This window comes from Streptomyces sp. x-80 (assembly GCF_046549095.1).
Classification (GTDB): Bacteria; Actinomycetota; Actinomycetes; order Streptomycetales; family Streptomycetaceae; genus Streptomyces; species Streptomyces celluloflavus.
Genome location: NZ_JAJPWM010000002.1, coordinates 415670 through 440154 on the forward strand (window position 1 = coordinate 415670; position 24485 = coordinate 440154).

Here is a 24485-nt window from a genome sequence, read left to right on the forward strand (position 1 = left end):
CTCACATGAAGTACACGGTGCCGGAACGCACCTTCGTCGTCGCGCCCTTCGCGAGCGCGTCCAGCCGGCACTGCCACGCGAGAATCGACGCCACCGCGGCGTCGATTTTCCGAGGACTGTCCGGATGCTCTTTGCGGATCTGGATGCCCGCTCGGGACTCGGCCCGCCGCGCATTGAGCATGTGCCGTGTCAGTGCCGACGAGCCGTCATGCGTCACCTCACGGTCCGTCACTGCGTCATGCAGTGACCGCGTCGCCCGCACGATCTGGAGCGCCCGGCCGCCCGTCATCCACCATTCGATGGGATGGTTGCTCGACGACTTCACCCGCAACTGCGGCCCGTACTTCGCCTCCCAAGCGGCTACGTGGCTCTCCCACTTCGCCGGGTCCGCGTACATCCCGATCACGGTCCGGCGCCGAAAGGTGGTCTCGACTTCGGCCAGCACCTCGGCGACCGGCACCTCCCAGTCATCACCGGCCGGGCCGTCCGGCTGCTCCCACACCCGGATCTCGAAGAGATGCCCATCACTCACACGGCACCCGACGAGCGCGGTGGCATCCGTCACTCCGCGGTTGCGCTTCCGACTGCCGTCGAAACCCAGCACGATCGGGTCGCCATCCGCCACCACCTCACCCAAGGCCGTACAGCCGGACCACTCCGGCTGTGTCAGCCACGAGTCAGTCGCGTGGGTCACCTGGTTCAGGTAATAGCGCCTCGCGTCCTGCGGCTCCGTGTCCGGATCCCAGTACTCGTTCAGCAGGCGCCGCAGGTTGACCCAGCCGCCTGCGCGGTCCGCTGACCCGCCGTAGGCGATAGCCAGGCCCTCCAGGAGGGACTGCTCGTCGGCCGGGTCGGTCTCCGGAGGCGCCTCCCTGTGGTCGAACAGCAGGCCGTCAACGGCCTTTGTCTTGCCTTCGAGTTGCTTCTTCCACGCCTCGAACGACCGCTCCGCCACGCTCCCAGCGCCGGGGACGAATGCATTCGGCGTCTCGACGGAACAGCCGTTGACCTTGCCGAGGTTGCGTCGAATGACGCCCGCCAACCGGCGCCCGCCATTCGACGGCGTCCACGACTCGGTCTGGTCCATCGCCGAGAACACCGGCCTGAACCCCTCACGCGACGTGCCCGAACTGGTCACCGGCTCGATACGTCCCCGCGGCACGTTCACGAACGTATCCAGCGGCTCGATGTCGTAGTGGTCACCAATCGGACCGTTCCGCGCCATCTCCAACAGCGGATCCCAGGTATTCGCCGTCTGATCCTCACTGACAGCGACGATCTGCACCTTCGCCTTGAACCCCAGCGAGGTCCACGGCCGGCCGACCGGCTCACCGGCCGCGTCCCAACCATCTGGCACGACGTCCGCCAGGGCCTCGGCCAAGCACAGAGCAGCCACCAGTGGCGACTTGCCCCAACCCTTCGGCCGAGAGAGCACCGCGCGCCGGATGCGCCGCCCATTGTTCAGCGCCCGCCCGCCGATCGCCGGACCCTCGAACCGCGGGTCGATGGCGTACAACTGGAGCACAAACATTGCCTGCTCGTCGGTGAACTCCAGCGGTTCACCGGCCGCTGGCCCGTCCGGCACGATCAGGTTGTCGGCGATCCAGCCCAGCACCTGGTATCCGAGCGTCGGCAACTCGCCTCGGTAAAACGGCCCGCGCCAAGGCATTGTCCCCCGTCCCGTAGCACAACAGCCTGAGCCACGCGACCCCTTCGGGCGGATCTGACTGGCGTACCCAAAAACAGACTGCCCTACCCAGATCTGTTCGGCGATGCCGTTTACAGCTGGCGCGTCTCGTATGCTGTCGCTGACATTGGTCGTCTTCCGCCAACCCGCCGGACCTACAAGCCGGTTCGGCATTGGCCCGCCTCGGGCCACGACCGAAGGAGATGCAATGTCGGATATGAGCAAGCCGCGCAGGAAGTGGTCCGGGCCCGAGAAGTGGCAGGTCTGGATCGGACTTGGCGGGTTGCTCGTGGCGGTCATCGCCACAGTGGGTCAGTACATGAGCTGACCCACACAACCGAGACGGTCGGACGGGATCGCATGCAAGCAGCGAGCCCGGTCCTCATCTGGACGACCGGGCTCGGTAAAGGGCTCGATCTGGTGCCAGCCAGGTCGAGCCCTACATCATTTCTGATATAGCCACTTCTCTGCCTTACCCAATCTTTCGGATAAGGAAGGTTGCGGCCACAGCATAGGCGATTCAGTCCGCTACCAACACCCAGAACAATACGAGCTTTAGACCGACTGGAGTGGGGACCCACAGGTCAGTGACCTGTATCCGGGCTATCGGGTCCTACGACTCGCAACTTCGCGTACCGTTCCCGAGCCGCGACTGCTCCCGACGACCCCTTGCCGCCGTCCGCCTCATCCGCCTCTGCGAACGCCATCCTCAGACGGGCCCGGTCCTCCATCGTCGCGCCGTGCTTCGCTACCCGCAGCCGCAGTTCAGCGGCGAGCGAGAGGTCACCGCGCCAGTACTTCGCGTGGATCAGCGCGGTGTCGAGGAGGAAATCCCAGTCCGTGCTGCCGAAGTGCTCAGCCTGCGGGCTGGCCCGCCACATGTCCCACCACTCGACCGTCCGGGCCGGCCAGGCGAACTCGACCAGATCCCCGTCCACCTCGATCTCAAAGGTCGGAAGGGCAGGCGCCTCGGCCCGCTCGAACCGCAGGATCGTCTGCGGAGTCGGCCCCTTGTTACGGCGCGCCCGCCGGCTCGGATCCTTGGGCGCCGGCCCTATCCCGGCCATGCCGACCATCCCCTCTCGGATGCATGGTCATACGAGCGATATGCGCTTCCCGGTGATCCAGAATCCCCAGACCCGTACAGACCCGGAGCACCTATACGCTTGCGGTCGGGATTCCATGATCATCGGGGTCCCTCCCCAGGTCATCCCGAGATCGATATGCATCGAACGCATGGGTATGCAGTGATCAGCGCAGTCCCGGATGCGCCTCGGTCGGTCTGGTGCGCCGTGGCCGAGCGCTGCGCCGCCGGGCAGCTGCCGACTCCCGCGCAGTCTTGTGCTTGTGGTGCCATGAGCAGAGCGTCTGAAGGTTGGCGTCGCGGTGATCGTGCCGATCGCCGATGTGATCGACTTCAAGACCAGCGGTCGCGGGACATCGGCCGCCATCGCGCATGGTGGCGACGCACTGCTGGCTGTCCCGGGCAAGGATGCGCGGCCGTACGGAGGAGTCCCAGTCGGTGGGGAGTTCGGCGCGGCGGTTGCTGCTGCTCCAGGCCATCAGGCACCGCCTTTCTCCGCCTTGGCATGGGTGGCGGGGTAGATCCCCGTGGCGCGGTGGTGGAGCAAGTTGCAGTAACCCTCCGCGCGGCCCGGCATGTACTTCTCCAGGTGGCTTACGCATCGGTCGAAGTCGCCGGGGGTGCCCCATCTGATCTCGGCCGCGCCTTTGCCGACGGTCCAGTATTCGCGCAGCTGCTCTGCGCGGCCGGGGTGTGTGTCTGCCATGACTCCCCCTGTCTCCGTCTGGGCACGACGAAGGCCCCGATCGTGTTGACCGGGGCCTTCGGTATGCCGAGATCAGCTGTGTGCGGGCACGCTGAACACGGGACGAGTGTTACACCCGTATGGGTGTGCGGTCAAGCGGCCTTCTGCGGTTGCCGGTTCTGGAGTTCGGCGAGGTCCACGAGGACCCGGCCGGAGCGATCGTGGCCGTGGTCGGTGATGCGGCCACGGTGGCGCCATACGCGGATGGTGCCGGGGCGGATGCCGGTTGCGGCATGGGCGGCGTAGATGTCAACGAGCATGGGGCGCATGGGCTCATGATGCCGCGCGTCTCGCTGTTCGATCTACCAGGCGCTCAGGTCGGGGCGTCGCGCGCGGTAGGTACGAGTGTGGCGCCATCGATGCAGTGGAGGGAGCACGCTTCGCGCTGGGTCCTACTCTCGCCGGTACCCGCGGCGATTCGCGAGTGCTGCTGTTGCGGTGCTGCCGTACCACCGGTTAACGCCGCCTTCGGTGTCGTCTGGCTCCGGCCAGCGGCCTCGGGTGCGGTCGGCGCGGATGGTGCCGGCGGCGATGCCGGCGGCCTTGCCGATCTCGGCGGCGGTGTAGAGCTGCCTGGGCTGGAGGTTCAGGGTGGGGCGGTCGACATGGATGCGTACCCATTCGTCCACGGCGGTGGGGTCGTAGAGCTTGTAGCGCCCGCGCTTGTCGGTGGACTCGGGCCAGTCGGGGTGTCGCGACCACTGGTTGCGTACGGTGTCGTAGGCGCGGCCGTGGCGAGCCGCGATCTCGTGCATGGTTTCGCCGTGGGGGGCGCGGTTTACCATGGTGGGGTCCATTCCTTTCGGGAGTGGTGGTGACCGGCGAGGGTTTTGCGGCAGGCATTTCGGTGTCTGTGAGCCTGCGGGCTCGATCCTCGCCGGTCTTTTGCGCGTGGGGATGCCCCCGGCTGGCTGCCGGGGGCATCGGGATGGTTACTCCTGGTGTCGCAGTTCCTGGGAGATGAGGACCAGCGCTTCACCTGCTACGACGACGTTGATCTGGATTTGCAGGTCGAGCGTGGGGTCCGCCGGGGTTGCGAGTAGCTGGGTGAAGAGGTTCGCTCCGGCGAGCCAGTGGAGGCAGGCTCCCCAGATCCCGGCTTGCTGGATCTCGGTGATCGGCTGGTCTTCGATGATCTCGACGACTCGGGCGACTGCCGGGATGATTTCTCGGCTCTCGATTACCTCCGAGTTGGGGAGGGTGATCGGTACGGGGAGCAGTTCGCAGACCTGGATGATCAGCTGGTAGGTCACGAGCAGGTGGTGGGCTGTCTCGCGTACCCGGTGCTCGAATTCGTCGGACATTGTCCGTCCTCTCTTGAGTTGTTGTGGTGGTGAGTTCGGGGTTTGCGGCCCCTCCCTCATGTGCACTACTTTACAGCGCTCACGCACTGGATTGCAACACCTCGTGGAGAGCTTTTCCGCTTTCGACGAAGGCGGGCGCCGCCCACCCGCACCAGGTGGGCGGCGCCTGCGATCACTCCTGGTCGAGCCAGGCCAGGACGCTGTTCAGAGCGACCTGCATGGAGGCCATGGCGAGTTCGGCCGCCTCATCCCGCAGCTTGGACCCGTTCATGCCGGTGGCGTAGAGACCGATCAGGTCTGCCGCGGTATTCCAGTGGAGGCAGGCCATCTGGAGATCGGCGCGCACGTCATCGGGGAGCGGTAGGTCGTCGCTGATCCGGAAGCACCGGTCGACGCCTTCCATCAGTTCGGAGATCGGCCCCGTTGCGCGCGGGAGGGTGATCGATACGGGCAGGCCCTGGCAGGTGACGCGCAGGCCGTAGTAGAGGGTGGTGAGCTTGGCGAGCAGGTATTCGACCTGTTCGTCTCTCGAGTCGGACATGAAGTTCCCTTCCTTGCGGGTGATGGGGAGTTGGGGTTTGCGGCCCCTTCTCCATGTGCACTAATTTACAGCCCTCGGGCACTGAATTACAACACCCCTGTGCGGGAAAAGGCCCCGGATCACCGGAATCCGGGGCCTGCTCTCAGATCAGCTGCCAGCCAGACAGACGACCATCCCTGCCGACGACTGCCGACAGGCGCAGCCCCGGCAACTCGGCCAGCGACACGCCTACCGCTACCGCGATATCCGCCGCCCGATACCGGGCCGGCTTCAGTGCGTCCGCAGCGTCGGCGACAATTTCCGCCTGGTCGCCTACCAGCAACAACACCCGGACTCGAACACGATCGCTCGTCGCTTCATCCCCCCTTGATTCAATCGTCCGATTCTTTGCGAGAGCCCGCTGCCCAGGGGTGAGTTCATTCACCACGACGAACGTGTAGATCTGCGTGCGCCCTGTGTCTGTCCTGGTGTAGGTCGTCTGCACCTCTGCGACGGTGACTTCCGAGTCGTGCAGGGCGATCACCTCCCCCACTCCAGGGACCGGCATCATGCCGACAGTCGCCAGTTCTACAAGATCAGTGAGGTCGGGCCTGTTCGAGGTGACGAAGGTGATGCAGTGCAGCGGCGGCTGTGGCGGCTCTTTCCCCCACACTCCGAGGCCGCGGGCCTGATCCTGCTCGTCCCGCGCAAGGATCGCATCGAACGAAGCGCTGCCAGTGGACATAGGTGCCTCCCATGAGGTTTCTCGGTACGGGATTCTTGCGCTACGGCGCAGTGGTCATGCGTAGCCGCCTCCGCCTTTACCGACGTCAACGTTCGTGGCCTGTCCGGCGCGGTCGATTTCGCGGGCGAGGGTGCGCCGGATCGTGTCCGGGTTGATGTCCGTGCCGAGGAGGTCGCGGGTGATGGAGACGACGGGGTCCCGGTCAGTGATGCCGCGGCGGACAAGGTCGCGGACAGCAGCGGTGATGTTGTCCGGACGCGGTCCGGACAACATGTCCGCCTTGGTCAGCTCGATGCGGGGGTCAGCTGATGGCGCGCTGGTAGGCGTATCGCCTGGTGCTGTCCGTTTAGTGTCCGGTCGGTCAACAGCGATCTCGGCGGGTGCGCCGAGGAGCACCAGGGCCACTTGGACTGCGTCGACGTTGACGCCATAGGTGCGCAGGAGTGCCGCGAGGTCTCCAGGGGCGAGGTCGGGCTGCGCTTCATGGCCGATGCGGATGGAATCGGTGGGATCGAGGGTGGCGAAGTGCTCGCGAAGGCGGGCCATAGCTGTCGCGGGCCTCTCCGGCGCGGTCCGGACAGGTTGTCCGGCCTGTTCGATGTAGTCGATGGCACGGGCCTTGACTGACTTGCCCGCGCGGCGGGGTGCGATGATCCAGGCCCAGCCCCCCAGGAGCGGGAAGCGGAAGGGCTGTTCGCCGCGCTGCTGGGCACGGGGCCCGGCCCAAGACAGTTCGGATACGACCAGCAGGGCGATGGTGGGTGAACTGAACAGGATGGCGGCGCCCCCACCTCCATGGATGAGGTCGGCGTGGATGCCGTTCAGGTAGACCGATCCAGCGGCTTGGCAGAGGGAGGCCAGGCGGGCGCCAGCGGCGGATCGGCCCGCAGCGCTGGCTTCGTTGGCGAAGTACAGGCATGCGTAGGCGGCGCCGTCGAAGACTACGACGGCGGCGGCTCCCACGGGCCACGGCGCCTCGTAGTGGGCGGCGACCTCGGCCAGCGACCAACCGGTAGAGCCGAGGGCGGAGAGGCAGACGAGGGTCAGCGCGACGCGCCAGACGTTGCGGTTCATGGGGACCTCCCGGAGAGGTGGCCGGCCTGCGGTGCTGGGGGCGTTGCAGGCCGACCGTCTGGGGCGTCAGGGCGCGACGCGGCAGGTGGTGATCGCGGGGGCGTGGCCGGTCAGCTTGACGTCGACACCGGCGAACGCGCCGCGGCCTTGGAGTCGCATGCGGCTGGCCCCGATGTCTCGGTAGTCGATGTCCGTGGAGGGGATGTCGAGGGCTTCGCGCCACTGCTCAAAGCGGGCGAGGCCGTCATGCACGCTGACCTCGATGTGGTCGGGGTAGATGTTGCTGACCTCGATGAGGGCGCCGGGCAGGTGGCCGAGTGCGCGGCCGAGCCGAGCGGCGGCGTCGAGGGTCGCGTTCACCGGGGCGCCTCCGTCTTCGTCGGTGTCGTCGCAGACGAGGAGGTCGGCGTCGTCGCGGTGGTCTTGAGCCTGGCGGCGGGCCTGTGCGTCGGTGTAGTCGGCCGTGGCCTCGGCGAGCAGCGCGCGGACTGCTTCGGTCTGCGCGGACGGCTGGGTGGCGGTCATCGCGCACCGCCGCGGGTGATGGTGCCGGTGACGCCGACCGCGGTGGCGCGCACGGTGATGGTGCGGCCTGCGTGGTGGCGGGTGGTGCCTGCTGCGATCAGGCGGCGCGGGGCCAAAGTGCTGGGCGGTGGCGTCTGGGTACGATCCATGCGGATCTGCTCCTCGGGACTGTGAGTGGGTCTGGCCCCGGCCCATACGGCGTTGCAGCGCCGGGCCGGGGCCGTTGTGCATCAGCAGCGCGGGCTGCTTGCTGGCGACTGTAGGGGCCCCCTACGCTTAAGGCAAGCGGCCCTCCGAGGGAAAGGGCCGGGATGAGCGACGAGGAGGTGCGCCGCGTGTCGGACGCCCTTGATGCGGTCGAGCAGATTGCGGACCGAGAGGAGCGGGTCAAGGCTCAGAGCCGGATCATGGCCGATCAGGTCCGGCGCAACAAGGCGTGGTCTGCCGACCGCACCGCCTTGATCCGCGACATGTGGGACGGCGGCAACGGGCTGTCGTACCGGCAGATCGCGGACCGGCTTCAGATCAAGCTGAGCACGGTGCAGGACGTGTTCCGCAGCTACAAGGGGTCGGGGACCGCGCGGCCGAAGAAGGGATCGCCGGATGTGTGACATGGTGCGGTGGCTGGGCAGCCAACTCGACGCGGATGCGGCGCCCAGCATGCGCAGTGCGCCGCTCGCCTCCACTGTGGAGGTATGACCGCGCATCCCCCCGTGGTGGTACATCCGCCGTCACCGTCCGGCGGCCGGCGGGTGTCGGCCGGCGGCGAGATCCTCGGCCTCGCGTATGGTCCGCGGGACCTGGTCGAGTTCCTGCGCCGCGCCGGCCTCGATGAGGACGCCATCGAGGATCCGCAGTTGATCGAGTGGCGCGGCGGCGGGCCGGACGTCTGGGAGTGACGGTGGCACTTGTTGGTCACAGATCAGACACTCCGCCTCCACAACTCCCGTTCCCGCTCGTATGGTTACCCCACTTCTGATATCTCGTGGGGGGATCATGCGCATACGGATCATCGCGGCTGGTTTGACGGTGGGCGCGGTCGCGCTCACCGGGTGCATGCCGGGTACGAGCAGCGGCGGCTCCGACCGATCGGCCAAGGCGGTTGAGGGCAGCGGTCACGGTGAGACTCCCGCCAAGGGCTTACCCGCGGCCGAGGATGATGGCGGCAAGAGCGACGTGAAGATCGACGATTGTTCGGTGGGCGGGGTTACAGGCTGGCCGGCCGCCAAGCTGACGGTGACGAACCACTCCAGCACGAAAGCGAACTACATCATCAGCATCGAGTTCGTCGACTCCAGCGGCACGCGGCTCGGGACGGGCGCGGCGGCCGAGAATGGCCTCGCTCCTAAGCAGCAGGCCAAGGTGACAGCTCAAGGTGTTGAGAAGGTCAGCGGGAAGGTCACGTGCAAGGTGGTGACGGTCGGCCGGTATCCGTCACCGTGACCGAGCAGTCGTGATGACGCCCCGCCAAGTCGGATCGGCGGGGCGTCTGCGTTGCGTCGGGCGCTTCAACGTCAGGTGTACCGCTGCATGTCTTCTTCGAACTCCCCCTGCGGCCGACCCCATCAGCGCAGGTAGGCCAGTCCCCGCGGACGCCCCTTGGGGCGTTTCGGCTCAGTGCCCGTTGTCGATTACCTGCACGTCGGGGGACCATCCGCCGTCGGTGCGTACCGGGATCACGGCCAGGCCCCGGACTTCGCCCTCGACCGTGGCGGACTCGGCGGGGGCTCGGACGGTGCCGAGGTAGATACCCTTGGTGGCGTTGTTCCGGCGGCGCACCTCGGGGCTCTTCGCCCTGGACTCGTTGAACCAGCCGCGCCGCCCCCCCTTGGCATCCAGCAGCTCCCAGATCCAGCCGTACTGCTTCTGGACGCGCCGGGCCGGGACCAGGGTGCCGTCGAGGTCGAACAGGGCAGGGAACTCGGCGGTCCCGCCGTTCTCGGCGATGTGGGCGGCCAGGCGGTCTTCACGGGCGCACACGCCGTGTGCCCACTGGCTGAGGAATCCCTCAGTGTCGGACGCCTCGATGCTCTCGCGCGCCGCCTCCTCGTGGGCGGCGGCGCTCTCGCGCAGCGCCGTCGGCTGCATGTCGGCGTCCTGGATGCTGGTGACGTAGGCCGCCTTCGTCCTCCAAGCGGCCCCGCACTCCAGGCAGCGCAGCAGGGAGTAGGGGGAAGGGGCGCGGCGGTAGCCGTTGAAGGCACTGTAGTTGGCGTTCCGGACCACCACTCGCCAGGCGGGGCGGTGGGACTTGTCGAGGCAGGCATGCAAGGGCAGGGCTCCTCTGGAGGATTGGCCGGCGGCCGTGCGGGCCGCCGGGGGTGATCAGGCGGCGGCGTGGCGGGCGGCGCGGCGTCGCTCGTACTCGACGCAGTAGGAGCAGCTCAGCGGCTCGTTCGTGCGGCGGAACTTGCTGAGCATCTGGTTCATCCCGCCGCGGCACAGCGGCCAGGGGTAACCGTCCAGGCCGGGCGCCTGGGTGTGCACCTTGCCACCGAGGTAGGACACGACGCGCTGATCCAGTTCCGCGGGCTCCTCGTCGACCTCGGTCGGCTCCTCAGCGGCCGGGGCCGGCCACGCCTTGGCAACGGCGTCAGCGGCCTCGCCCTTGGTGGCGTACCACCCGATGATCCCGCCCTTGTTCTCGCACGTGGGGGACCAGGCGGCCCACCCGCCGCGGGCGAGGCCGGCCGGGGTCTCGTCGAACACGACCCCGATGCCCTCGCGGTCGCGCCACACCTGGTGGGTCATGCCGTGATCGTGGGTGACAACCACGGCGCCGGGGGCTGCGTCGAGAACCTCGGCGGGGATCGGCTCGTCGGCGGCGTGACTCCTGACGGCCCCCTGGGCGGACCGCAGTTCCTTGTGGGCGGCGACGGCGCGCGCCTCGACGGTGTGGGCGGCGCGCGCCTCGGCCGCGTCGGGCTCATCGACGTTGCTGTCCACGCAGTAACCGGCGTACTCGGCGAGGACGCGGAGGACGGTGTCATCGGCTGTTGTGATCTTGACGTAGTAGCTCCTGCCGTTGCGGCGGAGGGGGGCGCCCTCGTAGGCGAGCCGGAGTGCCTTGCACTCGGGGTCGCTGTCGTCCTGCCCGCGGGCGAGGTTGGTCCCGTTGAGCCAGTCGCAGAACTTGCCGGGCAGGGTGACAGTCACGGTGGGGGTGGTGGCGATGACCTCGGCGGGGAGCGTCTCGTCTGTGCGTGCGTTCATGGTGGGCCTCGCTTTCTCGGTTAACTGTGTAGCTACACGCTAACGGCAACCGTGTGGCTACACAAGGGGTGTTGTGGAAGAAACCGTGTGGCAACATCAGGGCATGACCGACTCCGCCGAGGGCCACACGTTCACCGCCCGGTTTCGCCTGCCTCGCCGCATGTGGGACGCGTACGGCAACGTCCTCGGCGACCGTGACCGCGGCGCCGACCTCCTCGACCACGTCCGTGCGACGATCAAGCAGCACGGCGACGAGCAGGCACTCGCCGACCTCGCCGCAGCCGAGGAAGAACTCACCGCCCGGCGGGCCCGGAAGGGCGGCCGACCCCGCCGCGGCGCCCCGCCAGCGCAGGACTGACAGGGCGTCCACCTGCGCCTACTCGCCGGGGGCGGCCGGGCCGATCATTGGCCTCATCCCTCGGGCAAGTGCTGGGCAACGAGTGCAGTGAGCCACTGAGGTCGATCGCGGTCGGTCCGGCCACCGTAGAACGAGACTGGTTCCAGGCCGAGTCCGACTCCGCCGGACTTTAGATTTAGACGGCGTGGGCCGGTGACTTTAATGGTCGTGGCGCCGGGCTCGTACCAGGAATCGCGGTGGTCAGCGTGCTGCCAGCGATAGGTGATGGTGACGGTGGCCGGGACGATGCTGTGGCTTCTGGAGTAGGTGGCGATGTCCGGGGCCCCGGCTATGGCAATGGTGATGGCGCGCTCCTCCGTCAGACGGATGGCTGCGGGCTTGGTCATTGCTCTGGCTTTGTACGCGAGAACGGGAGTCGTTTGTTGACGCCTTCGGGAGTCGCACGCCCGCGCGAATGTCCAATGTTCGCGACTTTGGGAGGCGCCCAAGATGAAACGTCAGGTGTGGCGGATCACGATGGCGGTGGCGTCGTCCCTGACGCCGTCGCCAGACTCGGCGGCGGCCACCAGGGCGTCCGCGAGGGCCTGCGGTTCGCTCTCGTACTTGAGGGCTAGGGCCTCCATCACGCCGTGCGGCACCTGGTCGTGGACGCCGTCTGTCGTGAGCACCACCAGGGATGCCTGGGTCGTCCACGCTTCCGCGACGGTGGCGACGGCGGCGGTGGCCACCGTCGTACGCACCCACTGCGCCGACCGGCGGACGACGTTGCCTTCGTAGCCGCACATCACCAGCTGCTCGGCCAAGTTGTGGTCGGCAGTGAGAGGCCGAAGCCGTCCGTGCTCCAGGGCGTAGGCACGGCAGTCCCCCACCCAGGCGACCCGGATCCGGTCGTCGCCTGCCTCGGCGGTCGCCACCACGGCGACAGCATCCGGCTCAGGCTCGTCGCTGGCGCCCGGGTCTGCCACCAGTTCCGTGGCGGTGAGAAGGCCGGCGAGGCCGCCACGGCGGGCGGCGACGCGGGCGGCGACGTCGGCGAGCAACTGCGCGACAGCGGCCACGCGGGGGCTGTGTCCGATCCCATCGACCACGGCGGCGGCCGTGGTGCCGTCGGCCTGGACATGGACAGCGGCGGCGTCCCCACTAGGTGCGGCGGTCCCGTCACGAGTGGCCGCTCCGGTGATGACATGAGTGCGCTCGGTGGTCATGCCATAACGCTACGGGGGACGCCAAGGACCCCTCTAACGTTCGGCTAACGGACTACCCCGGGAGGGCAGAGCAGAGGTGACTCGACTCCCAAACTCGTAGACATTGATCACGAGCCCGACCCGCGAAGCGACTCCCGAAGCCGTCGACAAACGACTCCCGTTCTCGCGTACAAAGCCACACGTTCGGGGGGCGTTTCCGCTCGGAGGGCTTTTCCAGGTGTTCGCGTGTTTCCGAAACAGGAAACACCTGGTCCAACCGGTTTTCGGTGGTTCAGTATGGGGCGCCATGAAGACCATCCAGATCGTCCCGGGCCTCGTCGTGGGCGAGGCGATGCACGCGGTCGCGACCGCCGGATTAGCCCTTCACGCCCCGGAGTTGGGACCGCTCAGCTGGCGGCGGTTCACTGCGCCGACCGGCTGGTGGCTCGTTCCGGACGGGAGCGGCCGGCTCAGCAAAGCCGAACTCACTCTGGTCGAGGACCAGGACAGAACCGTCAGGATCAACGTCTGGTACGCGCCCGACATCCGGGGGACGGACGGCGCTCCCTGCCCGCACTCGCATCCGTGGCCGTTCGAGTCGAAGATCCTGCTCGGCGGCTACACCGAGGACCGGTACGTCCTTGACGGTGATCAGGTCCACGCGGAGACGGGCAGGGAACACGTGCAGGGCACCGACAACACCGTAGGCCGAGACCTCTACCACGAGGTGGCCGAGCTGCACACGGCCCCGGGCGCGACCATGACCCTCATGCTGTGCGGGCGGGGCGAGCGCGGGGCATGGGGACACCTCGACCCAGCGACCGGAAGCGTCACCCCGCCGCAGCGCGACCCACGCTTCCCGGCACACCTGCGAGCGCTCAACCCTCACCGCTGATCAGCGCCTGCTATCACCAGGCACCGCGGACGGAACCTATGTAGCGGTAGCCGGTGCTGGTGGGCCGGAGCCGGTCGAGGCGGATGCGTGTGGTCCGGACTCCGGGAAGGACAGTGGCAACCTGCCGCTCGGCGTCCCACGCAACTTGGCGGACGGCGGCGCGGCTTGCGTCGATGTCGACAATGCGTAGGTACCGTTCGCCTGCGCGGGGGTCGTTGTCGGCCCAGATCTGGTTGGGTGCGGGTGTGGGAGTGGTGTTCACAGTGACGTCCTGAGGGAGTTGAGGTCGGGTGTGTGGGGTCACGCCGCGGCTCCGGTGGGCGGGGCCCACGCGCCGGTGGCGAGGGTCATCCAGGTGTGTGGCGGGTAGTCGGTGCCGCACAGGCGGCACCGGATGCTGGCGGCCCCGGCGGGGACGCGGAGGGGCGCGCCGCAGATGTCGCCGCCGCCCAGGTCCGCTGCGCAGTCGCCGACGCGAAGTACGCCGGGGGCGGGGTCGAGGAGCGCGTTCGCCTGCCGGGCGAGGTGGCGTATCTCGCGGGCCATATCCGCGGCGCCGGGGAACTCGGCGGCGATCCAGTCAAGATTGATGCGGAGGCCCCGGGCAGCGGCTTGGACACGGCGCTCGATCGTGCCGACGCGGGCAGGCCGGCCCCAGCCGCGGGCGTCCTGCATCGCCTCGCGCCAGGACTCCAGCACGGAGACCATGCCGCCCTCGGCCCGCATCGTGAGCACGTCCACACGGACCGGCAGCGGCGCCTCACGGACGAGAGCCACGGGACCGTCGCCGCGGGCGGCGCCAGGCTGAAGGCGGTCAGCCAACAGCAGGTAGTAGACGGGGAGTTCGTCGAGCCTTACGTCCAGGCCGTGGGCGCAGGCATCACAGAGCTGCGCGGACGTGGTGAGTGGGGCGGTGCAGGCGGTGCAGTTCATGCGGCGCTCCTCGTGCGGATGTCAGGGACGATCAGCCAGCCGGCGGCGGTCATCTCGCGGGCGATGTACTCGGTCTGGTCGGCTGGAGTGGCGAGGTCGGGCGGGGTGATCACGCGGTAGACCTGGAGCGCCATGCCCAGCGCCGCGAGGGCGGCGGGGTCGATGTCGCCGGGGCACTCGGTCGCGTGACCGTCGGTCTGGCGGATGGTGTAGCCGTTGGACATGAGGTATTCGGCGATGCGCCGGACCTGGGCAATGGGTGTCCCGGCGGTGGGTGGGACGGTCAGCCGGTAGTCGTCCAGCGCGGCCCGGATGACAGCGAGGGCAGCCGCGGAGATCTGGTTCATGCGGTCCTCCGGCGGTCGGTTCCGGTCATGGCGATCACGCGGGTGTCTTCGGAGAGGCGGGAGACGATGCGTTCGCCGAGAGCGGCAGTGAGGTCACGGCCGTCGGCGGTGCGGGCGGGGAGGTTGCTGGTGTAGATCGTTGGGCGGCAGGCGTTGTACCGCTCGTTGACCAGTCGGTAGGTGATCTCCTCTGTCCACTCGGTTGCTTTGGCGGAGCCGAGGTCGTCGAGGAGGAGGAGCGGGACGCGGGCTAGACGGGCGAGTTCTCCTTCTGTGCCGCGGGCGCTGCCGTTGGGGCGGAGGAGGCCGTACATGTCGGCGGCGGTGGTGGCTCGGATTTCGTAGGTGTGGGGGCCGGCGGCGGCGATGCGGCGTAGCGCGCCGTACGCCTCGTGCGTCTTGCCGGTGCCGGTGGTGCCGGTGAGGAGCAGCGACCCCGCGGCTTCGGGGTCGGTAGCAACCTGGTCGGCCCACTGCTGGACGGCGGGGTGGGTGGCGTCGGCGTGGCTGTACCGGGGCGGGGTGGCGGTCTTCCAGCGGCTGAGGGCCCATTCGGCGCGGCGCCGGCGGTGGTACTCGGGGTGGCCAGGCTCTTCCGGGCTCGGGCCGTCGGCGACGGGTCCGGCGGCGAGGTGTGGGTGGCGCTCGTGAAGGCCGGCGAGGATGCGGCCGAGGGCGGCGTTGGGGTTGCCAGTGAGAACCGCGGCGGGTTCGTGCATGGTCAGAATCCGTTCTCGTACACGGACAAGTCGGTGGGGTTGCGGTAGGGCTGCCAGGTGCCGCCGGACAGCGCGCGCAGGCGGGGGCGTTGGGATCGCTCGCTGGCCCACTTTGCGCTGCGGCGCATCCATTTCTGCCATTCGGCGGGCCAGTTGCTGCGGCGACTGCCTTCGGCTCGGTGATGGTCGATGAACTGGGCGGTCTCGTAGTCGACGTCCAATGCGTTGCCGAAGGTGTCGACGGCCCAGCGGCGCATCGAGTCGGTGAGCGCGAATCCGTCTTCGTCGATGGGGGCGGTGTAGGCGCGGCCCGTGGGGTCGGCACTGTTGCCCCCCACCCCAGCCATAGGGGTAGGGGTTGTTGGTGGTTCTTCTGGTGGTTGGTTGGTGGTTACGGCGGCACTGAGTGCGTGACGTGCGGAGTTAAAGTGCGTGACGTCACGCTGTTGGAGTGCGTGACGTGCGGAGTCTGAGTGCGTGACATCCCCGTCTGTCACGCCGTTGGAGTGCGTGACGGTCACGCCTTCTGGCTGCGTGACGCGCTTTGCCCGGGACCGCCGCTGGCGCTCCGCCGCCGCGGTCCGCGATGCTTCCTCGGCGCGCTCGATCTCGTCCCAGTCGGATGCCGGCCGCACGAGATGCAGCGCCAGCTTCCACCGGGTCCGATCCTTCACCGCGCCGTCGGCGCTGATCAGCTTGGCGTCCTCCAGGCGGCGCAGCGCGCGCTGTACGGTGCGTCGGTCGTACCCGGTGCGGTACTGGAGCCGGGACACGGAGGGGTGAGCGTTGCGGCCCGCCTTGTCGGCGTGCTCGGCCAGGGCCTGGAGGACGTGCCGGGCGGTCGCGTCCGGCTTCCCGGCAGGGGTCCGCAGCATGGGCGCATCGTCCATGGCCCACTTCACGGCCTCAGTGCTCACAGGCCCTCTTCCTTTTCCTTCTGCTGGCGAGGTGGTTGTGCGCCCGGAGCGGAGACGTGGTCGCCCCGCCCCGGGGCCGTGCGCGGTGTAGGTCAGGTGTTGGGGTGGCGGCCACCGGAGACGCGGAGCAGCGCCATCAGGTAGCCCATGCCGCCCGTACCAAGCGCGTTGGCGACCGTGATCGCGTTGCGGGTCCAGTCGGCGAGCGGGGCAGCCTTCTCGGCCGCCAGCGTCGCGTCCGCCTTGGTCTCGAACGTGGCCAGGGCGGGGCCGTCGTGGTGCGCGAGGATCCAGCGGTACGACGAGAGCGGGCTGATGCCGGCGGGGACCTCGTAGATGTGAAGGCCCGGGGTGGGCTCGGTGGCCTCGACGGAGAAGGGGCCGGCAGAGGTGGAGATCACGAGATTCACGTGATTTGTTCCCTTCGGGTGCGTCAGCTGCTCTTGGGCCGCTTGCGGACGGTGGCGGTGGTGTCGCCGGCACGGACGATGTCGGCGAGGCGGGGCGCAACGCGGAACCGCAGCCCGCGGGCCGCGGGCAGGTGAATCGGCTCGCCGGTCTGGAGATTGCGCGCGGCACGCGGCGCGCGCTCGGTGACGGTCCACGTGCCGAAGTTGCTGATGGTCACGCTGTGCCCGGCCGCGGTGGTGCGGGCGATGATGTCGAGGAGCGCGGATACGGTCGCGCTGGCCTGAGTGGTGCTGACGCCGGTCTCGGCGGCCACTGCCTCGGCGAGCGCGGTGCGGTTCAGCGGTCCGGACGGAATGATCATGGTGCTCATGTCGTCCTGCTTTCGTGATCAGAAGGGTGGGGTGTCGGAGCAACAGGGTTCGATCCAGCTGCGAGCGAGCCAGCGCAGCACTGGTGCGGGGCGGCGGTCATGCCGCGGGCTTCTTCCGGCAGCGGTAGGCACGATCCGCGGCGGTGTGGGCTGCGCGGCACGCGTCGTCGATGGGCTCGCGGTTCTTGACGTGCCGGTGGTAGGCGGAGCTGGTGCCGCAGGCAGCGAGGGGCCGCCCGCCGCGGCTGCCCGACTTTCGCGCCGGGGCAGGCGGTGCACCATCGGCTGCGGACCGCTGCTCGGCCTCGCGCCGAGATCGCCGGTATGCGGCGCGTCGCTTGAGGCTGCGTCGCTCTTGCTCGCTCAGACCGCCCCAGATGCCGTAGTCCTGGCCGGACTCCAGGGCCCACTGGAGGCACTGGTAGATGACTGGGCAGGCGCGGCAGATGTCCTTCGCTTCCTCGATCTGCAACAGCGCGGGGCCCGTGTCGCCGGTCGGGAAGAACAGATCGGGCTCCTGATCACGGCACGCGGCCCCGTGCCGCCAGTCCCTCATCACGCCGCCTCGCCCGGGTCGTCGTCCACGAACTCGGCGTCGTACGCCCCGTCCTCGTCCGGCCCCGGCCTCGGCTCCGCCTCGGGCTCCGCGGCGGGCTCGGCCTTGAGGCGGTCCGCGATGGCCTTGAGCCAGCCGATCAGCTCGTCGTCGAGGTGCCCGGCGGCGTGTGCCTTGCGGTACACGTCGCCCACGTCGTCCGGGGTGAGCGCGCTCTCGGCTTCGGCGAGGTAGTCGGGCCGCGGCGCCTCGATCGCGCCGTGCGGCTGGCCGCCGCCGGCCGGGTCGAGGGCGAGCGCGGTGGGGAGGGGGCCGGTGAGGGCCTGCCTCGGGGTAATGCCACGGATCTCGACCACCACCACGGGGAACCTCTTGGTTTTGCCGTCCGCGACGCGCTGCCGGGGCTCGATCCGGAGCGCCACCGGCACGAGTCCGTTGCCGCCTGTGCCGGACAGGACCATGTCGACGGTGCCGCCCCACTCGTTCGCGGCGTAGAAGCTGTGCGTCTCGGCCCGCCAGACACCCACGTCCGGCATGTCCGGGAGGATCACGGTCAGGCGCGAGGTAGCGGAGCAGACGCGCCCCTTGGGCTGGTGGTGCCAGTCCTCGCCGAACTGGCGTAGGCAGATGCACGGCTGCCCGGAGAGACGCTCGCGCTGCCCGTCGCAACGGCGCTGGCAACCGCCGCCCGACCACAGCTCGTTGTACTGCGACAGGGGGTCGCCTGGCGGCATGAGGGCGTCGATGCTCTCGGCCTCGGTGATGACGCGGTACTGCGGGGCGCCGTTGCCGAGCGGCTGCCACTGTTCGACGGTGCCGCCCCACGCGTCGGCTGCGGCCTGGACGTAGTGCTCGGCGTGCGAGGAGATGATCCACGTCCGGGAGCGCACGGGCCGCTTGCCGTCGGTGAACCCGGTCCGCAGGCGGCCGAGTTCACGGGCCTGCCGCTGGAGGGTGAGGATGCGCGATCCCATCGCGGTCACGCTGCCTTTCGGGTGGTCGTCCGCAGCGGCGCGGCGGACGGCGTCATCGCGGGATAGGTGCTGGCGGTGGCGTGCAGCCACCGCGTGGTTTCGAGGGCGCCGCGGAACGCGCGGTGCGCGGCCCGGCCGGCGGGCATGTCCACCAGGGCGTGCGTCTTGGCTCGGAGGTTGAGGACGCCGGTGCGGTCGATGCGGGGCATCGGCGCGTCGGTGTCGTCGGGAAGCAGGACCGTCTCCGCGTACCGGAGCGCGGCGAGTTGCAGGGTGTTCTCCGGGTAGACCGACTGGGCCGAGCGGGTCGCGCTGGTCTTGTAGTCGACGAGCCACAACTCGCGGCGCCCGCGAGGGCCGGTCGGGAGCCACACCATGAGGTCGGCGGTCCCGGCGTAGCCCAACCGCCGGTGGAACACGGTGATCTCGGTGGCCTCGATGTGCTGGTCGAGGTCGACACCCCACGCAGTGAGCCACACGTCGAGCTGCGCGATGTACGGCGCTACCTCGGCGTCGGCGGGGAGCGGGGCGCCGAGCACGCGTGCCTCGGCGGCGGAGTGGACGCGGTCGCCGAGGTCGGCGGCCTGCTCCTTGGCTTCGCGGTGGAGTGCCTTGAGGTCACGGGTGAGCGCGGCACGCTCGTCGGCGGCACGCGGGGTGAGGGCCTGCCAGTGGTCAAGGGCGTACTCGACGGTGACCTTGACGCCCCACGGCACCAGTGCGTGGGACTTGTTCACCGCGGTGTCGATGACGTTGGTGACGGATACGAGGTCCGGGCCCCCGGCGGGGTCGGTGTAGTACCGACCCCGCGAGGTGTCCCGCGCGTGGCGGGGCTGCGTCATGGGCACTCGCCGCCCTTGGCCGACGCTCGGACCGCACCCCGCTGGATCTTGGACGCCATCCGCTCGATGGCATCCGCCTGCACCTGGTGCTGCTGGCTGCCGGTCGACCGGTACTCCCTGGCCTTTTTGAGCAGCCACGCGATGATCTGGGCATCTCGCTCGGCGACGATTGCGGCGCAGGTGGACTCGTCCTTGCGGGTGTCCTTCCCGGCCTCGTTGGCCATGCTGCGCAGCAGGTCTGCTGCATCACCACGGCCGGGGTCGCACTCGTAGTCCTGTGGCAAGGCGTTGATGGCGTCGGCGGCCTCGCGCAGCACCTCGGCGCGGAAGGCATTGAGTTCGAGACTCACCCGCTCCGGATCGACCAGCGCGCCGACCAGGTTGCGGTAGAGCCAGTCACGGGCGCTCATCGTCACCGCCCTCGGCGAGGTAGTCCGCCAACTCGGTGGCGTCCCCCCGTGTGCCCCACGTACGGGCCCGCAGTCGGTCGTCCTCACGCCAGCGGACACGCCAGCCCGTCGCGGCCTGCTCCACGCGGATCGCGGTGCGCCTCGCGGCACGCCACGCATCCGCCGCCCGGTCGCAGCAAAGCGGGCTACCCATCTCGTACTCGGCCGCCATCTCCGGGTAGGCCAGGGCCGTCTCAGCGGTCAGTACTTCGTGCGGCAGGTCGCAGAACCCGCACACCGGAGACCATCCGGTGAGGCCCTCGGCCTGGCGGTAGTGCTCAGGTCCGGTCATCGGGCGTTGTCCTTGCGGGTGTAGTAGCGGCGGCCGGGCGTCTCGTGGATGTCGAGGAGGCCGTGCCGGTGCGCGTGGGCGAGATCCCGGCGGGCGGTGCGGGTCAGCGGTACCGGGTGGCCGGCCTGCTGGTAGAGCCGCATGACGCGCCGCTTCGTCCACTCACCGGGCTGCCGCACTATGGCAGCGGCGAGGATCTGTCTGCGGCTGGTGTCGGTGTCAGGCATCGGGGTCCTCCTCAGTCAGTCCCAGGGCGGCGAGTAGCAGTCGCAGGTCGGCGCCGTCGGTGGCGTGGGTGGCCGTGTAACGGCGAGCCCGTTCGCGCTCCTCGGCGGGGGTGCGGGGAAGCGGGGCGGTGGCGGCCACGTGGTCGATGGGGAGGCGACCGAACATGCCGATGCTCATGTGCCCGCCTCTCGCTTCTGGCAGGCCGGGCACAGGTCCCGGCCACGGGTCGACCAGAGGTGGTCGCGGTAGGCGACAGTCCGCATTGCACGGACTGTGCGGACGTCGGCAGGCGGGCGGAACTCGGCGCTGCACGCGGTGCCGTCGCAACGCAGGGACAAGGCGACAACAGCGGTCACGAGAGGTCACCCCCCGCGGCCCGCATGCGGGCCCGGAAGTCGCGGCGGCGGGCCTCGGCCTGCTCGGCGGTGAGCAGGGGCTCGTCGTCGTGGACGAGTCGCCAGCGGCCGGCCGCTCGGTCCCACTCGATGTGCATCGGGATGCCGGCGGACACACAGGCGTTGAGGGCGTCGGCGAGGTGCTGCCACAGGGGTGCCGGGAGGGCATCTCCGAGCGCACACAGGGTTAGGCAGGGCCACTGCTCGTCGTCCTGCTTGCAGTGCTCGCTGTCCGTGTACCGGATGTGCAGCGCACGGACGACGGCGGTCTGCTGTTCCAGCTCGGCGACCCGAGCCCGCAGCCGCTCGTTCTCCGTGGCCGTTTCCGGCGACTGGAGCACCCCGACGGCGCCCAGCGCCATCGCGATACCGGCCGCCGTCTGCCGCGTCGCCATCATCTGGCAGATCAAATTCGCTGCCGCGTTGATCAGTTGGGCATGCATTCCGACACCGCCAGCGACGCCACAGCCTGCGTCGCCCACACGAGGAACTCGCCCCCGCTTCGCGACACGGTGAACTCCAGCGACACGTCATAGCCACGCTGGTCGATGCAGACCTGATCGGCGGCCACGTCGAGGGCGGTCCGCCAGGCTTCAACCTCGGCAAGGGCATGCAACTGCACCATCACCCGGTCCGGGTAGACGTACGAGACGTAGAGAACACCGCTCGGCAGGTCGGGGAACGCCGCCGCGACGTCGACCAGACCCTCCAGCCCGGTCAACTGGTCACCCAGCGTCTGCGCCGCGTAGTGCGGCTTCGAGAACATAGGATGCGTGCTCATGGTGAGCCTCATTTCTGTGATTGGTGAGGTGAGCCGGAGGGGTCGCGCCGGGTACCAGCCGGTTGCGGCCCCGACTCACGCCGGGGTCAGGAGCTGCGCTCGCTGAGGGGGCGGACCTCGTACATCGCGGCGATCTCACGGATGTGGGCGAGCCGGAAGCTGATCCGACCGCCGGCCTGGCTGTGCGGAATCAGCCGAGCATTCGCCTTGTCGCGGAGCGTGCGCGCGGTGAACGGGAGCCACGTCTTCGCCACCTGCTCGGGCGAGTAGTGAACAAGCTCCGCCGGATCCAGCCGCGGGTCCGTGGACTGATCGGAATCGCCGCTCTTGGTGGTTCGCGCCTTTCTTGTTGCTGTCGTCACGTCGTCTCCTGATGCGTGATGGCTGCGGTCGGCACGCGCAGGGCATCGGCGATGGTCTGCACCGTCGTGGCGGCTGTCTCCCGGATCTGATCCCTCTCCAGTCGGGAGAGGTAGCCCCGGTTGAGGCCGGTGCGGTTAGAAAGTGCACGAAGGCTCAGAGACTGAGCCTCCCTGATCGCTCTGATGGCGCCGCCGTTCGGTCTAACCCTCAGAGACTAGGCATCAACGAACCCGTTCTGCAAGCACTTTGCGCCGCTGAATGTTCAGTAAATAAGCATCGAGGGCGAGTGCATGGCTCGTCTCGCGCGCCACACGCGCCTCAGATGCAACCCGTTTGCGGCCTGCACGCTCAGTAACTGCTGATGGGACGGTCGCGGGTGGGCTACTGGGTTGCACAGTGATAGGGCATGATGACCACCATGGAGCGAGACTGGAAACGGCTCGGTGCGGCCCTGAAGGCCGGCAGGGAGGCCCGCGGCCTCGGTCAGGCCGCCGTCGGCGACATGATCGGCGTGAAGCGCGGCACCATGCGCAACATCGAGAACGGGGAGATCGCCCGCGTCACCCCGACGGTCCGCGCCTACGCCCGTGCTGTCGGTTGGCCAGATGAGGGCATCGATACGGTTCTCGCCGGCGGGCAGCCACCGAAGCTCACCCCCACCGCGTCTCGCGCCGAGCGCGATGTCGCCGCGGCTGCGAGCCCTGCCGCCGCGACTCCCGAGGAGTTGCCGCTACGCATCCAGGCGGCTCTGGCCGAGGGACCGCTCATCGACACCGCGGTGATCAATCTGCCTGGCGATGACGACGGCGCCGAGGGGCAGATGGTGATCATCGTGAAGGGGCGAAGCAATGCCACCCCCGAACAGTTGCGCCGCGCCCTGCTCGCCTGGGATGCGACGGAGGCCCGGCTGAGGCACGCAGAAGACAGCAAAACATTCCTGGATGAATAGTTCACTTCCCCTCCACATGTGAACATTTTGTGTGGTTGCATGTTCACCGCTAACGAAGGTGCCGCCGTACTGGGTTGAAGGTGGGGACCAGTGCGGGTCGAAGTAAAGTGCGTGAAATCAATGCCCGTTGACGTCTGCGTATGGCTGGTCCAGCGCGACGATATGTGGGTGTTGTACATCACCGAGCAGGTTCTCGAATCGCTCGGTGGCAAACTTCCCGGGGTGGGGCCCCAACAGATTGTTCCGCGGCGTGTAACGCCGGGACAGTAAAGGGGCCAGCCGTGGCATACGCGGAAAAGCGCGTCAGCACCGCAAAGGGCAGCAAAGGCAAGGTCAGTTGGCGTGCCCGATTCAGGCTGCCAGACGGGACTTGGGGATCTGAGCCCGGGTTCCCAACAAAGAAAACGGCGGTGGCGTGGGGGGAGGAACAAGAGCGCCTGATCAAACAGGGCATCTGGATCGACCCGGAGAAGCGAAACACGACATTCGGGGACTTCGCCAGGACTTTCATGGCGTCCCGGCGGAAGCGGGGCCGAACTGTCGGCACCAGGTGGGACAACCTGGAACTGCACATCCTGCCGCGGTGGGAGCACATTCCGCTCGGGAAGATCACTTGGTTCGATGTTGACGCCTGGCAGCAGACCATGGACGTCGAAGATGTCAGGCGAGGACAGTGCGTCTCTCTGATGTCCACGATCACGACGGCCGCCGTTGACGCCGGGTGCATCACAGTGAACCCGCTGTACGGCCGGCGCCGCACACGGGACACGGCGGGTGGGACGACGACCTACCGGCCCCCGAAGATCCGCCGCGACGGAGGCGCCCGCCCCGAAGACGCGCTCCTCGTCGCTGAACGACTCGGCCCGGCCGTCGGCATCCACGTGCTGACGACTGCGTTCGCGGGGCTGCGATGGGGCGAAGGGCTCGGACTGCACCGCGATAACACGCTGCTGGCGCGCCAGCAGCCGTGGGGCGCTGGCGAGTTCGCATGCCCGATCATCCGTATCGTCGAGGAGTACGCCGAGTACCAGGAGCGCGACGAGCACGGCGACAGGAAGGGCTACATCGTCCGCCTGGAGCCGACCAAGAACGATGGGAGCACTCGCGACGTGGACATCCCGCCGTTCCTGGCTCGCCTGCTCCGCCACCATCTCGACGACTGGCCGCACGAGCGGCCGTTCTGTACGCCGTCCGGACAGCCGTGGCGCCGCGGGAACTGGGCGCGAACCTTCCGGCCGGCGTGCGACGGCCGGCCGAAGCGGGAACGGCGCCGGGGTGTGTCATACAGAGGGGCGTGGGAGCCGATCCTGCCGGGCCTCGACATGCGAGCCCTACGGGCGTTGCACGACACGATGCAGGCGGAGATAGGCGTGAAGGAACCACTGGCGTTCGAGGCAGCGGGGCACCAACGGCCGGGCATCAAACGGCACTACCAGAAGCCGACGCCAGCGATGCGAGCCGAGCGCCTGGAGGGGCTGGAGGCCATATTCTGGAAGGCGATGGCGAACGTGAATCTGCGGACGCTGTGGGGCCGGGTAAGCCTCGCGAAAACCAGCGACGAGATGATCTCCCAAATATCTCCCAAATGATCACCGCGCGGAGATCCGTCCCCGCCCCGCCGCAGC

40 protein-coding genes and 1 pseudogene are annotated in these 24485 nt (G+C 68.7%); 7 read left to right on the top strand and 34 right to left on the bottom strand.

Annotation, left to right across the window (positions count from 1 at the left end; genetic code table 11):
* Position 1 precedes the first annotated feature (1 nt).
* From ACLJWH_RS04650 to ACLJWH_RS04705, 12 genes are all read right to left on the bottom strand, one after another.
* Complete coding sequence (locus tag ACLJWH_RS04650) at positions 2-1636, bottom strand: terminase (RefSeq protein ID WP_411140257.1); 1635 nt, start codon at positions 1634-1636, stop codon at positions 2-4.
* 635 nt (positions 1637-2271) lie between these two features.
* The gene (locus ACLJWH_RS04655) at positions 2272-2754 is read right to left on the bottom strand and encodes a hypothetical protein (RefSeq protein ID WP_411140258.1); all 483 of its coding nucleotides are present in this window, start codon (positions 2752-2754) and stop codon (positions 2272-2274) included.
* Positions 2755-2938: 184 nt separating this feature from the next.
* Entirely contained in the window at positions 2939-3250 is a 312-nt protein-coding gene (locus ACLJWH_RS04660; protein ID WP_411140259.1) for an HNH endonuclease, read from the bottom strand.
* Entirely contained in the window at positions 3250-3477 is a 228-nt protein-coding gene (locus tag ACLJWH_RS04665; RefSeq protein WP_411140260.1) for a hypothetical protein, read from the bottom strand. The genes ACLJWH_RS04660 and ACLJWH_RS04665 overlap by 1 nt, the downstream gene beginning before the upstream one ends.
* A 131-nt stretch (positions 3478-3608) precedes the next feature.
* The gene (locus tag ACLJWH_RS04670; RefSeq protein WP_411140261.1) at positions 3609-3785 is read right to left on the bottom strand and encodes a hypothetical protein; all 177 of its coding nucleotides are present in this window, start codon (positions 3783-3785) and stop codon (positions 3609-3611) included.
* 123 nt (positions 3786-3908) lie between these two features.
* Complete coding sequence (locus ACLJWH_RS04675) at positions 3909-4301, bottom strand: hypothetical protein (protein ID WP_411140262.1); 393 nt, start codon at positions 4299-4301, stop codon at positions 3909-3911.
* A gap of 147 nt (positions 4302-4448) precedes the next feature.
* Positions 4449-4820, bottom strand: a complete 372-nt coding sequence (locus tag ACLJWH_RS04680; protein ID WP_411140263.1) for a hypothetical protein — start codon at positions 4818-4820, stop codon at positions 4449-4451.
* A gap of 172 nt (positions 4821-4992) precedes the next feature.
* Positions 4993-5361, bottom strand: a complete 369-nt coding sequence (locus tag ACLJWH_RS04685; protein WP_411140264.1) for a hypothetical protein — start codon at positions 5359-5361, stop codon at positions 4993-4995.
* A 142-nt stretch (positions 5362-5503) separates the two neighbouring features.
* On the bottom strand, positions 5504-6085 hold the full coding sequence (locus ACLJWH_RS04690; RefSeq protein ID WP_411140265.1) for a hypothetical protein: 582 nt from the start codon (positions 6083-6085) through the stop codon (positions 5504-5506).
* A 54-nt stretch (positions 6086-6139) separates the two neighbouring features.
* Entirely contained in the window at positions 6140-7159 is a 1020-nt protein-coding gene (locus tag ACLJWH_RS04695; protein WP_411140266.1) for a hypothetical protein, read from the bottom strand.
* Between the two features lie 66 nt (positions 7160-7225).
* On the bottom strand, positions 7226-7684 hold the full coding sequence (locus tag ACLJWH_RS04700; RefSeq protein ID WP_411140267.1) for a hypothetical protein: 459 nt from the start codon (positions 7682-7684) through the stop codon (positions 7226-7228).
* The gene (locus ACLJWH_RS04705) at positions 7681-7833 is read right to left on the bottom strand and encodes a hypothetical protein (RefSeq protein WP_411140268.1); all 153 of its coding nucleotides are present in this window, start codon (positions 7831-7833) and stop codon (positions 7681-7683) included. Before ACLJWH_RS04705 ends, ACLJWH_RS04700 begins: the two co-directional genes overlap by 4 nt.
* A gap of 162 nt (positions 7834-7995) precedes the next feature.
* On the opposite strand from ACLJWH_RS04705, the gene ACLJWH_RS04710 reads away from it, so the two are divergent.
* The 3 genes from ACLJWH_RS04710 to ACLJWH_RS04720 all read left to right on the top strand — a co-directional run bounded on the left by ACLJWH_RS04710 (position 7996) and on the right by ACLJWH_RS04720 (position 9127).
* On the top strand, positions 7996-8295 hold the full coding sequence (locus tag ACLJWH_RS04710) for a helix-turn-helix domain-containing protein (protein WP_411140269.1): 300 nt from the start codon (positions 7996-7998) through the stop codon (positions 8293-8295).
* An 84-nt stretch (positions 8296-8379) separates the two neighbouring features.
* The gene (locus ACLJWH_RS04715; RefSeq protein WP_411140270.1) at positions 8380-8583 is read left to right on the top strand and encodes a hypothetical protein; all 204 of its coding nucleotides are present in this window, start codon (positions 8380-8382) and stop codon (positions 8581-8583) included.
* A 97-nt stretch (positions 8584-8680) separates the two neighbouring features.
* On the top strand, positions 8681-9127 hold the full coding sequence (locus tag ACLJWH_RS04720; protein ID WP_411140271.1) for an FxLYD domain-containing protein: 447 nt from the start codon (positions 8681-8683) through the stop codon (positions 9125-9127).
* Positions 9128-9298: 171 nt separating this feature from the next.
* On the opposite strand, the gene ACLJWH_RS04725 is transcribed toward ACLJWH_RS04720, so the two are convergent.
* On the bottom strand, positions 9299-9955 hold the full coding sequence (locus ACLJWH_RS04725) for a hypothetical protein (RefSeq protein WP_411140272.1): 657 nt from the start codon (positions 9953-9955) through the stop codon (positions 9299-9301).
* A gap of 54 nt (positions 9956-10009) precedes the next feature.
* Positions 10010-10897, bottom strand: coding sequence for a hypothetical protein (locus ACLJWH_RS04730; protein ID WP_411140273.1), 888 nt, complete (start codon positions 10895-10897; stop codon positions 10010-10012).
* 103 nt (positions 10898-11000) lie between these two features.
* Here ACLJWH_RS04730 and ACLJWH_RS04735 point away from each other — a divergent pair, with 103 nt between their 5' ends.
* Entirely contained in the window at positions 11001-11255 is a 255-nt protein-coding gene (locus tag ACLJWH_RS04735) for a hypothetical protein (RefSeq protein ID WP_411140274.1), read from the top strand.
* A gap of 53 nt (positions 11256-11308) precedes the next feature.
* Here the strand turns inward: ACLJWH_RS04735 and ACLJWH_RS04740 are convergent, their stop codons facing one another.
* Entirely contained in the window at positions 11309-11641 is a 333-nt protein-coding gene (locus ACLJWH_RS04740; RefSeq protein ID WP_411140275.1) for a hypothetical protein, read from the bottom strand.
* A gap of 111 nt (positions 11642-11752) precedes the next feature.
* Positions 11753-12460, bottom strand: coding sequence for a SpoIIE family protein phosphatase (locus ACLJWH_RS04745; RefSeq protein WP_411140276.1), 708 nt, complete (start codon positions 12458-12460; stop codon positions 11753-11755).
* A 286-nt stretch (positions 12461-12746) separates the two neighbouring features.
* Between ACLJWH_RS04745 and ACLJWH_RS04750 the strand changes: the two genes are divergently transcribed.
* Positions 12747-13334, top strand: coding sequence for a hypothetical protein (locus tag ACLJWH_RS04750; protein WP_411140277.1), 588 nt, complete (start codon positions 12747-12749; stop codon positions 13332-13334).
* A 13-nt stretch (positions 13335-13347) separates the two neighbouring features.
* Here the strand turns inward: ACLJWH_RS04750 and ACLJWH_RS04755 are convergent, their stop codons facing one another.
* The 18 genes and pseudogenes from ACLJWH_RS04755 to ACLJWH_RS04840 all read right to left on the bottom strand — a co-directional run bounded on the left by ACLJWH_RS04755 (position 13348) and on the right by ACLJWH_RS04840 (position 22122).
* On the bottom strand, positions 13348-13596 hold the full coding sequence (locus tag ACLJWH_RS04755) for a hypothetical protein (protein WP_411140278.1): 249 nt from the start codon (positions 13594-13596) through the stop codon (positions 13348-13350).
* A gap of 38 nt (positions 13597-13634) precedes the next feature.
* Positions 13635-14267 (bottom strand): hypothetical protein, encoded by a 633-nt coding sequence (locus ACLJWH_RS04760; protein ID WP_411140279.1) that lies wholly within the window; start codon positions 14265-14267, stop codon positions 13635-13637.
* On the bottom strand, positions 14264-14614 hold the full coding sequence (locus ACLJWH_RS04765) for a hypothetical protein (protein WP_411140280.1): 351 nt from the start codon (positions 14612-14614) through the stop codon (positions 14264-14266). The genes ACLJWH_RS04760 and ACLJWH_RS04765 overlap by 4 nt, the downstream gene beginning before the upstream one ends.
* The gene (locus tag ACLJWH_RS04770; protein WP_411140281.1) at positions 14611-15333 is read right to left on the bottom strand and encodes an ATP-binding protein; all 723 of its coding nucleotides are present in this window, start codon (positions 15331-15333) and stop codon (positions 14611-14613) included. The genes ACLJWH_RS04765 and ACLJWH_RS04770 overlap by 4 nt, the downstream gene beginning before the upstream one ends.
* A gap of 2 nt (positions 15334-15335) precedes the next feature.
* Positions 15336-16250, bottom strand: a complete 915-nt coding sequence (locus ACLJWH_RS04775; RefSeq protein ID WP_411140282.1) for a helix-turn-helix domain-containing protein — start codon at positions 16248-16250, stop codon at positions 15336-15338.
* Between the two features lie 92 nt (positions 16251-16342).
* Positions 16343-16660 carry a hypothetical protein gene (locus ACLJWH_RS04780; protein ID WP_411140283.1) on the bottom strand — a complete coding sequence of 106 codons (318 nt, stop codon included), beginning with the start codon at positions 16658-16660 and terminating at the stop codon, positions 16343-16345.
* 23 nt (positions 16661-16683) lie between these two features.
* Positions 16684-17031, bottom strand: coding sequence for an HU family DNA-binding protein (locus ACLJWH_RS04785; RefSeq protein ID WP_411140284.1), 348 nt, complete (start codon positions 17029-17031; stop codon positions 16684-16686).
* Positions 17032-17341: 310 nt separating this feature from the next.
* Positions 17342-17587 (bottom strand): annotated as a pseudogene (locus ACLJWH_RS04790) (WhiB family transcriptional regulator); the annotation flags it as partial.
* Complete coding sequence (locus ACLJWH_RS04795; RefSeq protein ID WP_411140285.1) at positions 17587-18561, bottom strand: hypothetical protein; 975 nt, start codon at positions 18559-18561, stop codon at positions 17587-17589. The pseudogene ACLJWH_RS04790 and the gene ACLJWH_RS04795, both read right to left, overlap by 1 nt.
* A gap of 5 nt (positions 18562-18566) precedes the next feature.
* Positions 18567-19403 (bottom strand): hypothetical protein, encoded by an 837-nt coding sequence (locus tag ACLJWH_RS04800; protein WP_411140286.1) that lies wholly within the window; start codon positions 19401-19403, stop codon positions 18567-18569.
* Positions 19400-19813, bottom strand: coding sequence for a hypothetical protein (locus tag ACLJWH_RS04805; protein ID WP_411140287.1), 414 nt, complete (start codon positions 19811-19813; stop codon positions 19400-19402). Before ACLJWH_RS04805 ends, ACLJWH_RS04800 begins: the two co-directional genes overlap by 4 nt.
* Complete coding sequence (locus ACLJWH_RS04810; RefSeq protein ID WP_411140288.1) at positions 19800-20144, bottom strand: hypothetical protein; 345 nt, start codon at positions 20142-20144, stop codon at positions 19800-19802. Before ACLJWH_RS04810 ends, ACLJWH_RS04805 begins: the two co-directional genes overlap by 14 nt.
* Complete coding sequence (locus tag ACLJWH_RS04815; protein WP_411140289.1) at positions 20141-20371, bottom strand: hypothetical protein; 231 nt, start codon at positions 20369-20371, stop codon at positions 20141-20143. The genes ACLJWH_RS04810 and ACLJWH_RS04815 overlap by 4 nt, the downstream gene beginning before the upstream one ends.
* A complete protein-coding gene (locus ACLJWH_RS04820) occupies positions 20364-20549 on the bottom strand; it encodes a hypothetical protein (protein WP_411140290.1) in 186 nt (61 codons plus the stop codon). Before ACLJWH_RS04820 ends, ACLJWH_RS04815 begins: the two co-directional genes overlap by 8 nt.
* Positions 20550-20724: 175 nt before the next feature.
* The gene (locus ACLJWH_RS04825; RefSeq protein ID WP_411140291.1) at positions 20725-21165 is read right to left on the bottom strand and encodes a hypothetical protein; all 441 of its coding nucleotides are present in this window, start codon (positions 21163-21165) and stop codon (positions 20725-20727) included.
* Positions 21166-21194: 29 nt separating this feature from the next.
* The gene (locus tag ACLJWH_RS04830) at positions 21195-21548 is read right to left on the bottom strand and encodes a hypothetical protein (protein ID WP_411140292.1); all 354 of its coding nucleotides are present in this window, start codon (positions 21546-21548) and stop codon (positions 21195-21197) included.
* 86 nt (positions 21549-21634) lie between these two features.
* Positions 21635-21910 (bottom strand): hypothetical protein, encoded by a 276-nt coding sequence (locus ACLJWH_RS04835; RefSeq protein ID WP_411140293.1) that lies wholly within the window; start codon positions 21908-21910, stop codon positions 21635-21637.
* Positions 21907-22122, bottom strand: coding sequence for a helix-turn-helix domain-containing protein (locus tag ACLJWH_RS04840; protein WP_411140428.1), 216 nt, complete (start codon positions 22120-22122; stop codon positions 21907-21909). The genes ACLJWH_RS04835 and ACLJWH_RS04840 overlap by 4 nt, the downstream gene beginning before the upstream one ends.
* A gap of 195 nt (positions 22123-22317) precedes the next feature.
* On the opposite strand from ACLJWH_RS04840, the gene ACLJWH_RS04845 reads away from it, so the two are divergent.
* On the top strand, positions 22318-22860 hold the full coding sequence (locus ACLJWH_RS04845) for a helix-turn-helix domain-containing protein (RefSeq protein ID WP_411140294.1): 543 nt from the start codon (positions 22318-22320) through the stop codon (positions 22858-22860).
* A 281-nt stretch (positions 22861-23141) separates the two neighbouring features.
* Complete coding sequence (locus ACLJWH_RS04850) at positions 23142-24449, top strand: hypothetical protein (protein WP_411140295.1); 1308 nt, start codon at positions 23142-23144, stop codon at positions 24447-24449.
* Positions 24450-24485 lie beyond the last annotated feature (36 nt).

Excerpts from the sequence above, each read along its gene's own strand:
- ACLJWH_RS04675 (WP_411140262.1), bottom strand. The coding sequence starts at position 4,301 with ATGGTAAACCGCGCCCCCCACGGCGAAACCATGCACGAGATCGCGGCT.
- ACLJWH_RS04795 (WP_411140285.1), bottom strand. The coding sequence starts at position 18,561 with ATGGGATCGCGCATCCTCACCCTCCAGCGGCAGGCCCGTGAACTCGGC.
- ACLJWH_RS04720 (WP_411140271.1), top strand. The coding sequence starts at position 8,681 with ATGCGCATACGGATCATCGCGGCTGGTTTGACGGTGGGCGCGGTCGCG.
- ACLJWH_RS04670 (WP_411140261.1), bottom strand. The coding sequence starts at position 3,785 with ATGCGCCCCATGCTCGTTGACATCTACGCCGCCCATGCCGCAACCGGC.
- ACLJWH_RS04765 (WP_411140280.1), bottom strand. The coding sequence starts at position 14,614 with ATGAACCAGATCTCCGCGGCTGCCCTCGCTGTCATCCGGGCCGCGCTG.
- ACLJWH_RS04665 (WP_411140260.1), bottom strand. The coding sequence starts at position 3,477 with ATGGCAGACACACACCCCGGCCGCGCAGAGCAGCTGCGCGAATACTGG.
- ACLJWH_RS04745 (WP_411140276.1), bottom strand. The coding sequence starts at position 12,460 with ATGACCACCGAGCGCACTCATGTCATCACCGGAGCGGCCACTCGTGAC.
- ACLJWH_RS04820 (WP_411140290.1), bottom strand. The coding sequence starts at position 20,549 with ATGAGCATCGGCATGTTCGGTCGCCTCCCCATCGACCACGTGGCCGCC.
- ACLJWH_RS04730 (WP_411140273.1), bottom strand. The coding sequence starts at position 10,897 with ATGAACGCACGCACAGACGAGACGCTCCCCGCCGAGGTCATCGCCACC.
- ACLJWH_RS04805 (WP_411140287.1), bottom strand. The coding sequence starts at position 19,813 with ATGAGCGCCCGTGACTGGCTCTACCGCAACCTGGTCGGCGCGCTGGTC.
- ACLJWH_RS04710 (WP_411140269.1), top strand. The coding sequence starts at position 7,996 with ATGAGCGACGAGGAGGTGCGCCGCGTGTCGGACGCCCTTGATGCGGTC.
- ACLJWH_RS04695 (WP_411140266.1), bottom strand. The coding sequence starts at position 7,159 with ATGAACCGCAACGTCTGGCGCGTCGCGCTGACCCTCGTCTGCCTCTCC.
- ACLJWH_RS04770 (WP_411140281.1), bottom strand. The coding sequence starts at position 15,333 with ATGCACGAACCCGCCGCGGTTCTCACTGGCAACCCCAACGCCGCCCTC.
- ACLJWH_RS04830 (WP_411140292.1), bottom strand. The coding sequence starts at position 21,548 with ATGAGCACGCATCCTATGTTCTCGAAGCCGCACTACGCGGCGCAGACG.
- ACLJWH_RS04680 (WP_411140263.1), bottom strand. The coding sequence starts at position 4,820 with ATGTCCGACGAATTCGAGCACCGGGTACGCGAGACAGCCCACCACCTG.
- ACLJWH_RS04785 (WP_411140284.1), bottom strand. The coding sequence starts at position 17,031 with ATGAGCACCATGATCATTCCGTCCGGACCGCTGAACCGCACCGCGCTC.
- ACLJWH_RS04690 (WP_411140265.1), bottom strand. The coding sequence starts at position 6,085 with ATGTCCACTGGCAGCGCTTCGTTCGATGCGATCCTTGCGCGGGACGAG.
- ACLJWH_RS04845 (WP_411140294.1), top strand. The coding sequence starts at position 22,318 with ATGATGACCACCATGGAGCGAGACTGGAAACGGCTCGGTGCGGCCCTG.
- ACLJWH_RS04660 (WP_411140259.1), bottom strand. The coding sequence starts at position 3,250 with ATGGCCTGGAGCAGCAGCAACCGCCGCGCCGAACTCCCCACCGACTGG.
- ACLJWH_RS04735 (WP_411140274.1), top strand. The coding sequence starts at position 11,001 with ATGACCGACTCCGCCGAGGGCCACACGTTCACCGCCCGGTTTCGCCTG.
- ACLJWH_RS04815 (WP_411140289.1), bottom strand. The coding sequence starts at position 20,371 with ATGCCTGACACCGACACCAGCCGCAGACAGATCCTCGCCGCTGCCATA.
- ACLJWH_RS04825 (WP_411140291.1), bottom strand. The coding sequence starts at position 21,165 with ATGATGGCGACGCGGCAGACGGCGGCCGGTATCGCGATGGCGCTGGGC.
- ACLJWH_RS04705 (WP_411140268.1), bottom strand. The coding sequence starts at position 7,833 with ATGGATCGTACCCAGACGCCACCGCCCAGCACTTTGGCCCCGCGCCGC.
- ACLJWH_RS04800 (WP_411140286.1), bottom strand. The coding sequence starts at position 19,403 with ATGACGCAGCCCCGCCACGCGCGGGACACCTCGCGGGGTCGGTACTAC.
- ACLJWH_RS04685 (WP_411140264.1), bottom strand. The coding sequence starts at position 5,361 with ATGTCCGACTCGAGAGACGAACAGGTCGAATACCTGCTCGCCAAGCTC.
- ACLJWH_RS04715 (WP_411140270.1), top strand. The coding sequence starts at position 8,380 with ATGACCGCGCATCCCCCCGTGGTGGTACATCCGCCGTCACCGTCCGGC.
- ACLJWH_RS04750 (WP_411140277.1), top strand. The coding sequence starts at position 12,747 with ATGAAGACCATCCAGATCGTCCCGGGCCTCGTCGTGGGCGAGGCGATG.
- ACLJWH_RS04700 (WP_411140267.1), bottom strand. The coding sequence starts at position 7,684 with ATGACCGCCACCCAGCCGTCCGCGCAGACCGAAGCAGTCCGCGCGCTG.
- ACLJWH_RS04740 (WP_411140275.1), bottom strand. The coding sequence starts at position 11,641 with ATGACCAAGCCCGCAGCCATCCGTCTGACGGAGGAGCGCGCCATCACC.
- ACLJWH_RS04810 (WP_411140288.1), bottom strand. The coding sequence starts at position 20,144 with ATGACCGGACCTGAGCACTACCGCCAGGCCGAGGGCCTCACCGGATGG.
- ACLJWH_RS04655 (WP_411140258.1), bottom strand. The coding sequence starts at position 2,754 with ATGGCCGGGATAGGGCCGGCGCCCAAGGATCCGAGCCGGCGGGCGCGC.
- ACLJWH_RS04760 (WP_411140279.1), bottom strand. The coding sequence starts at position 14,267 with ATGAACTGCACCGCCTGCACCGCCCCACTCACCACGTCCGCGCAGCTC.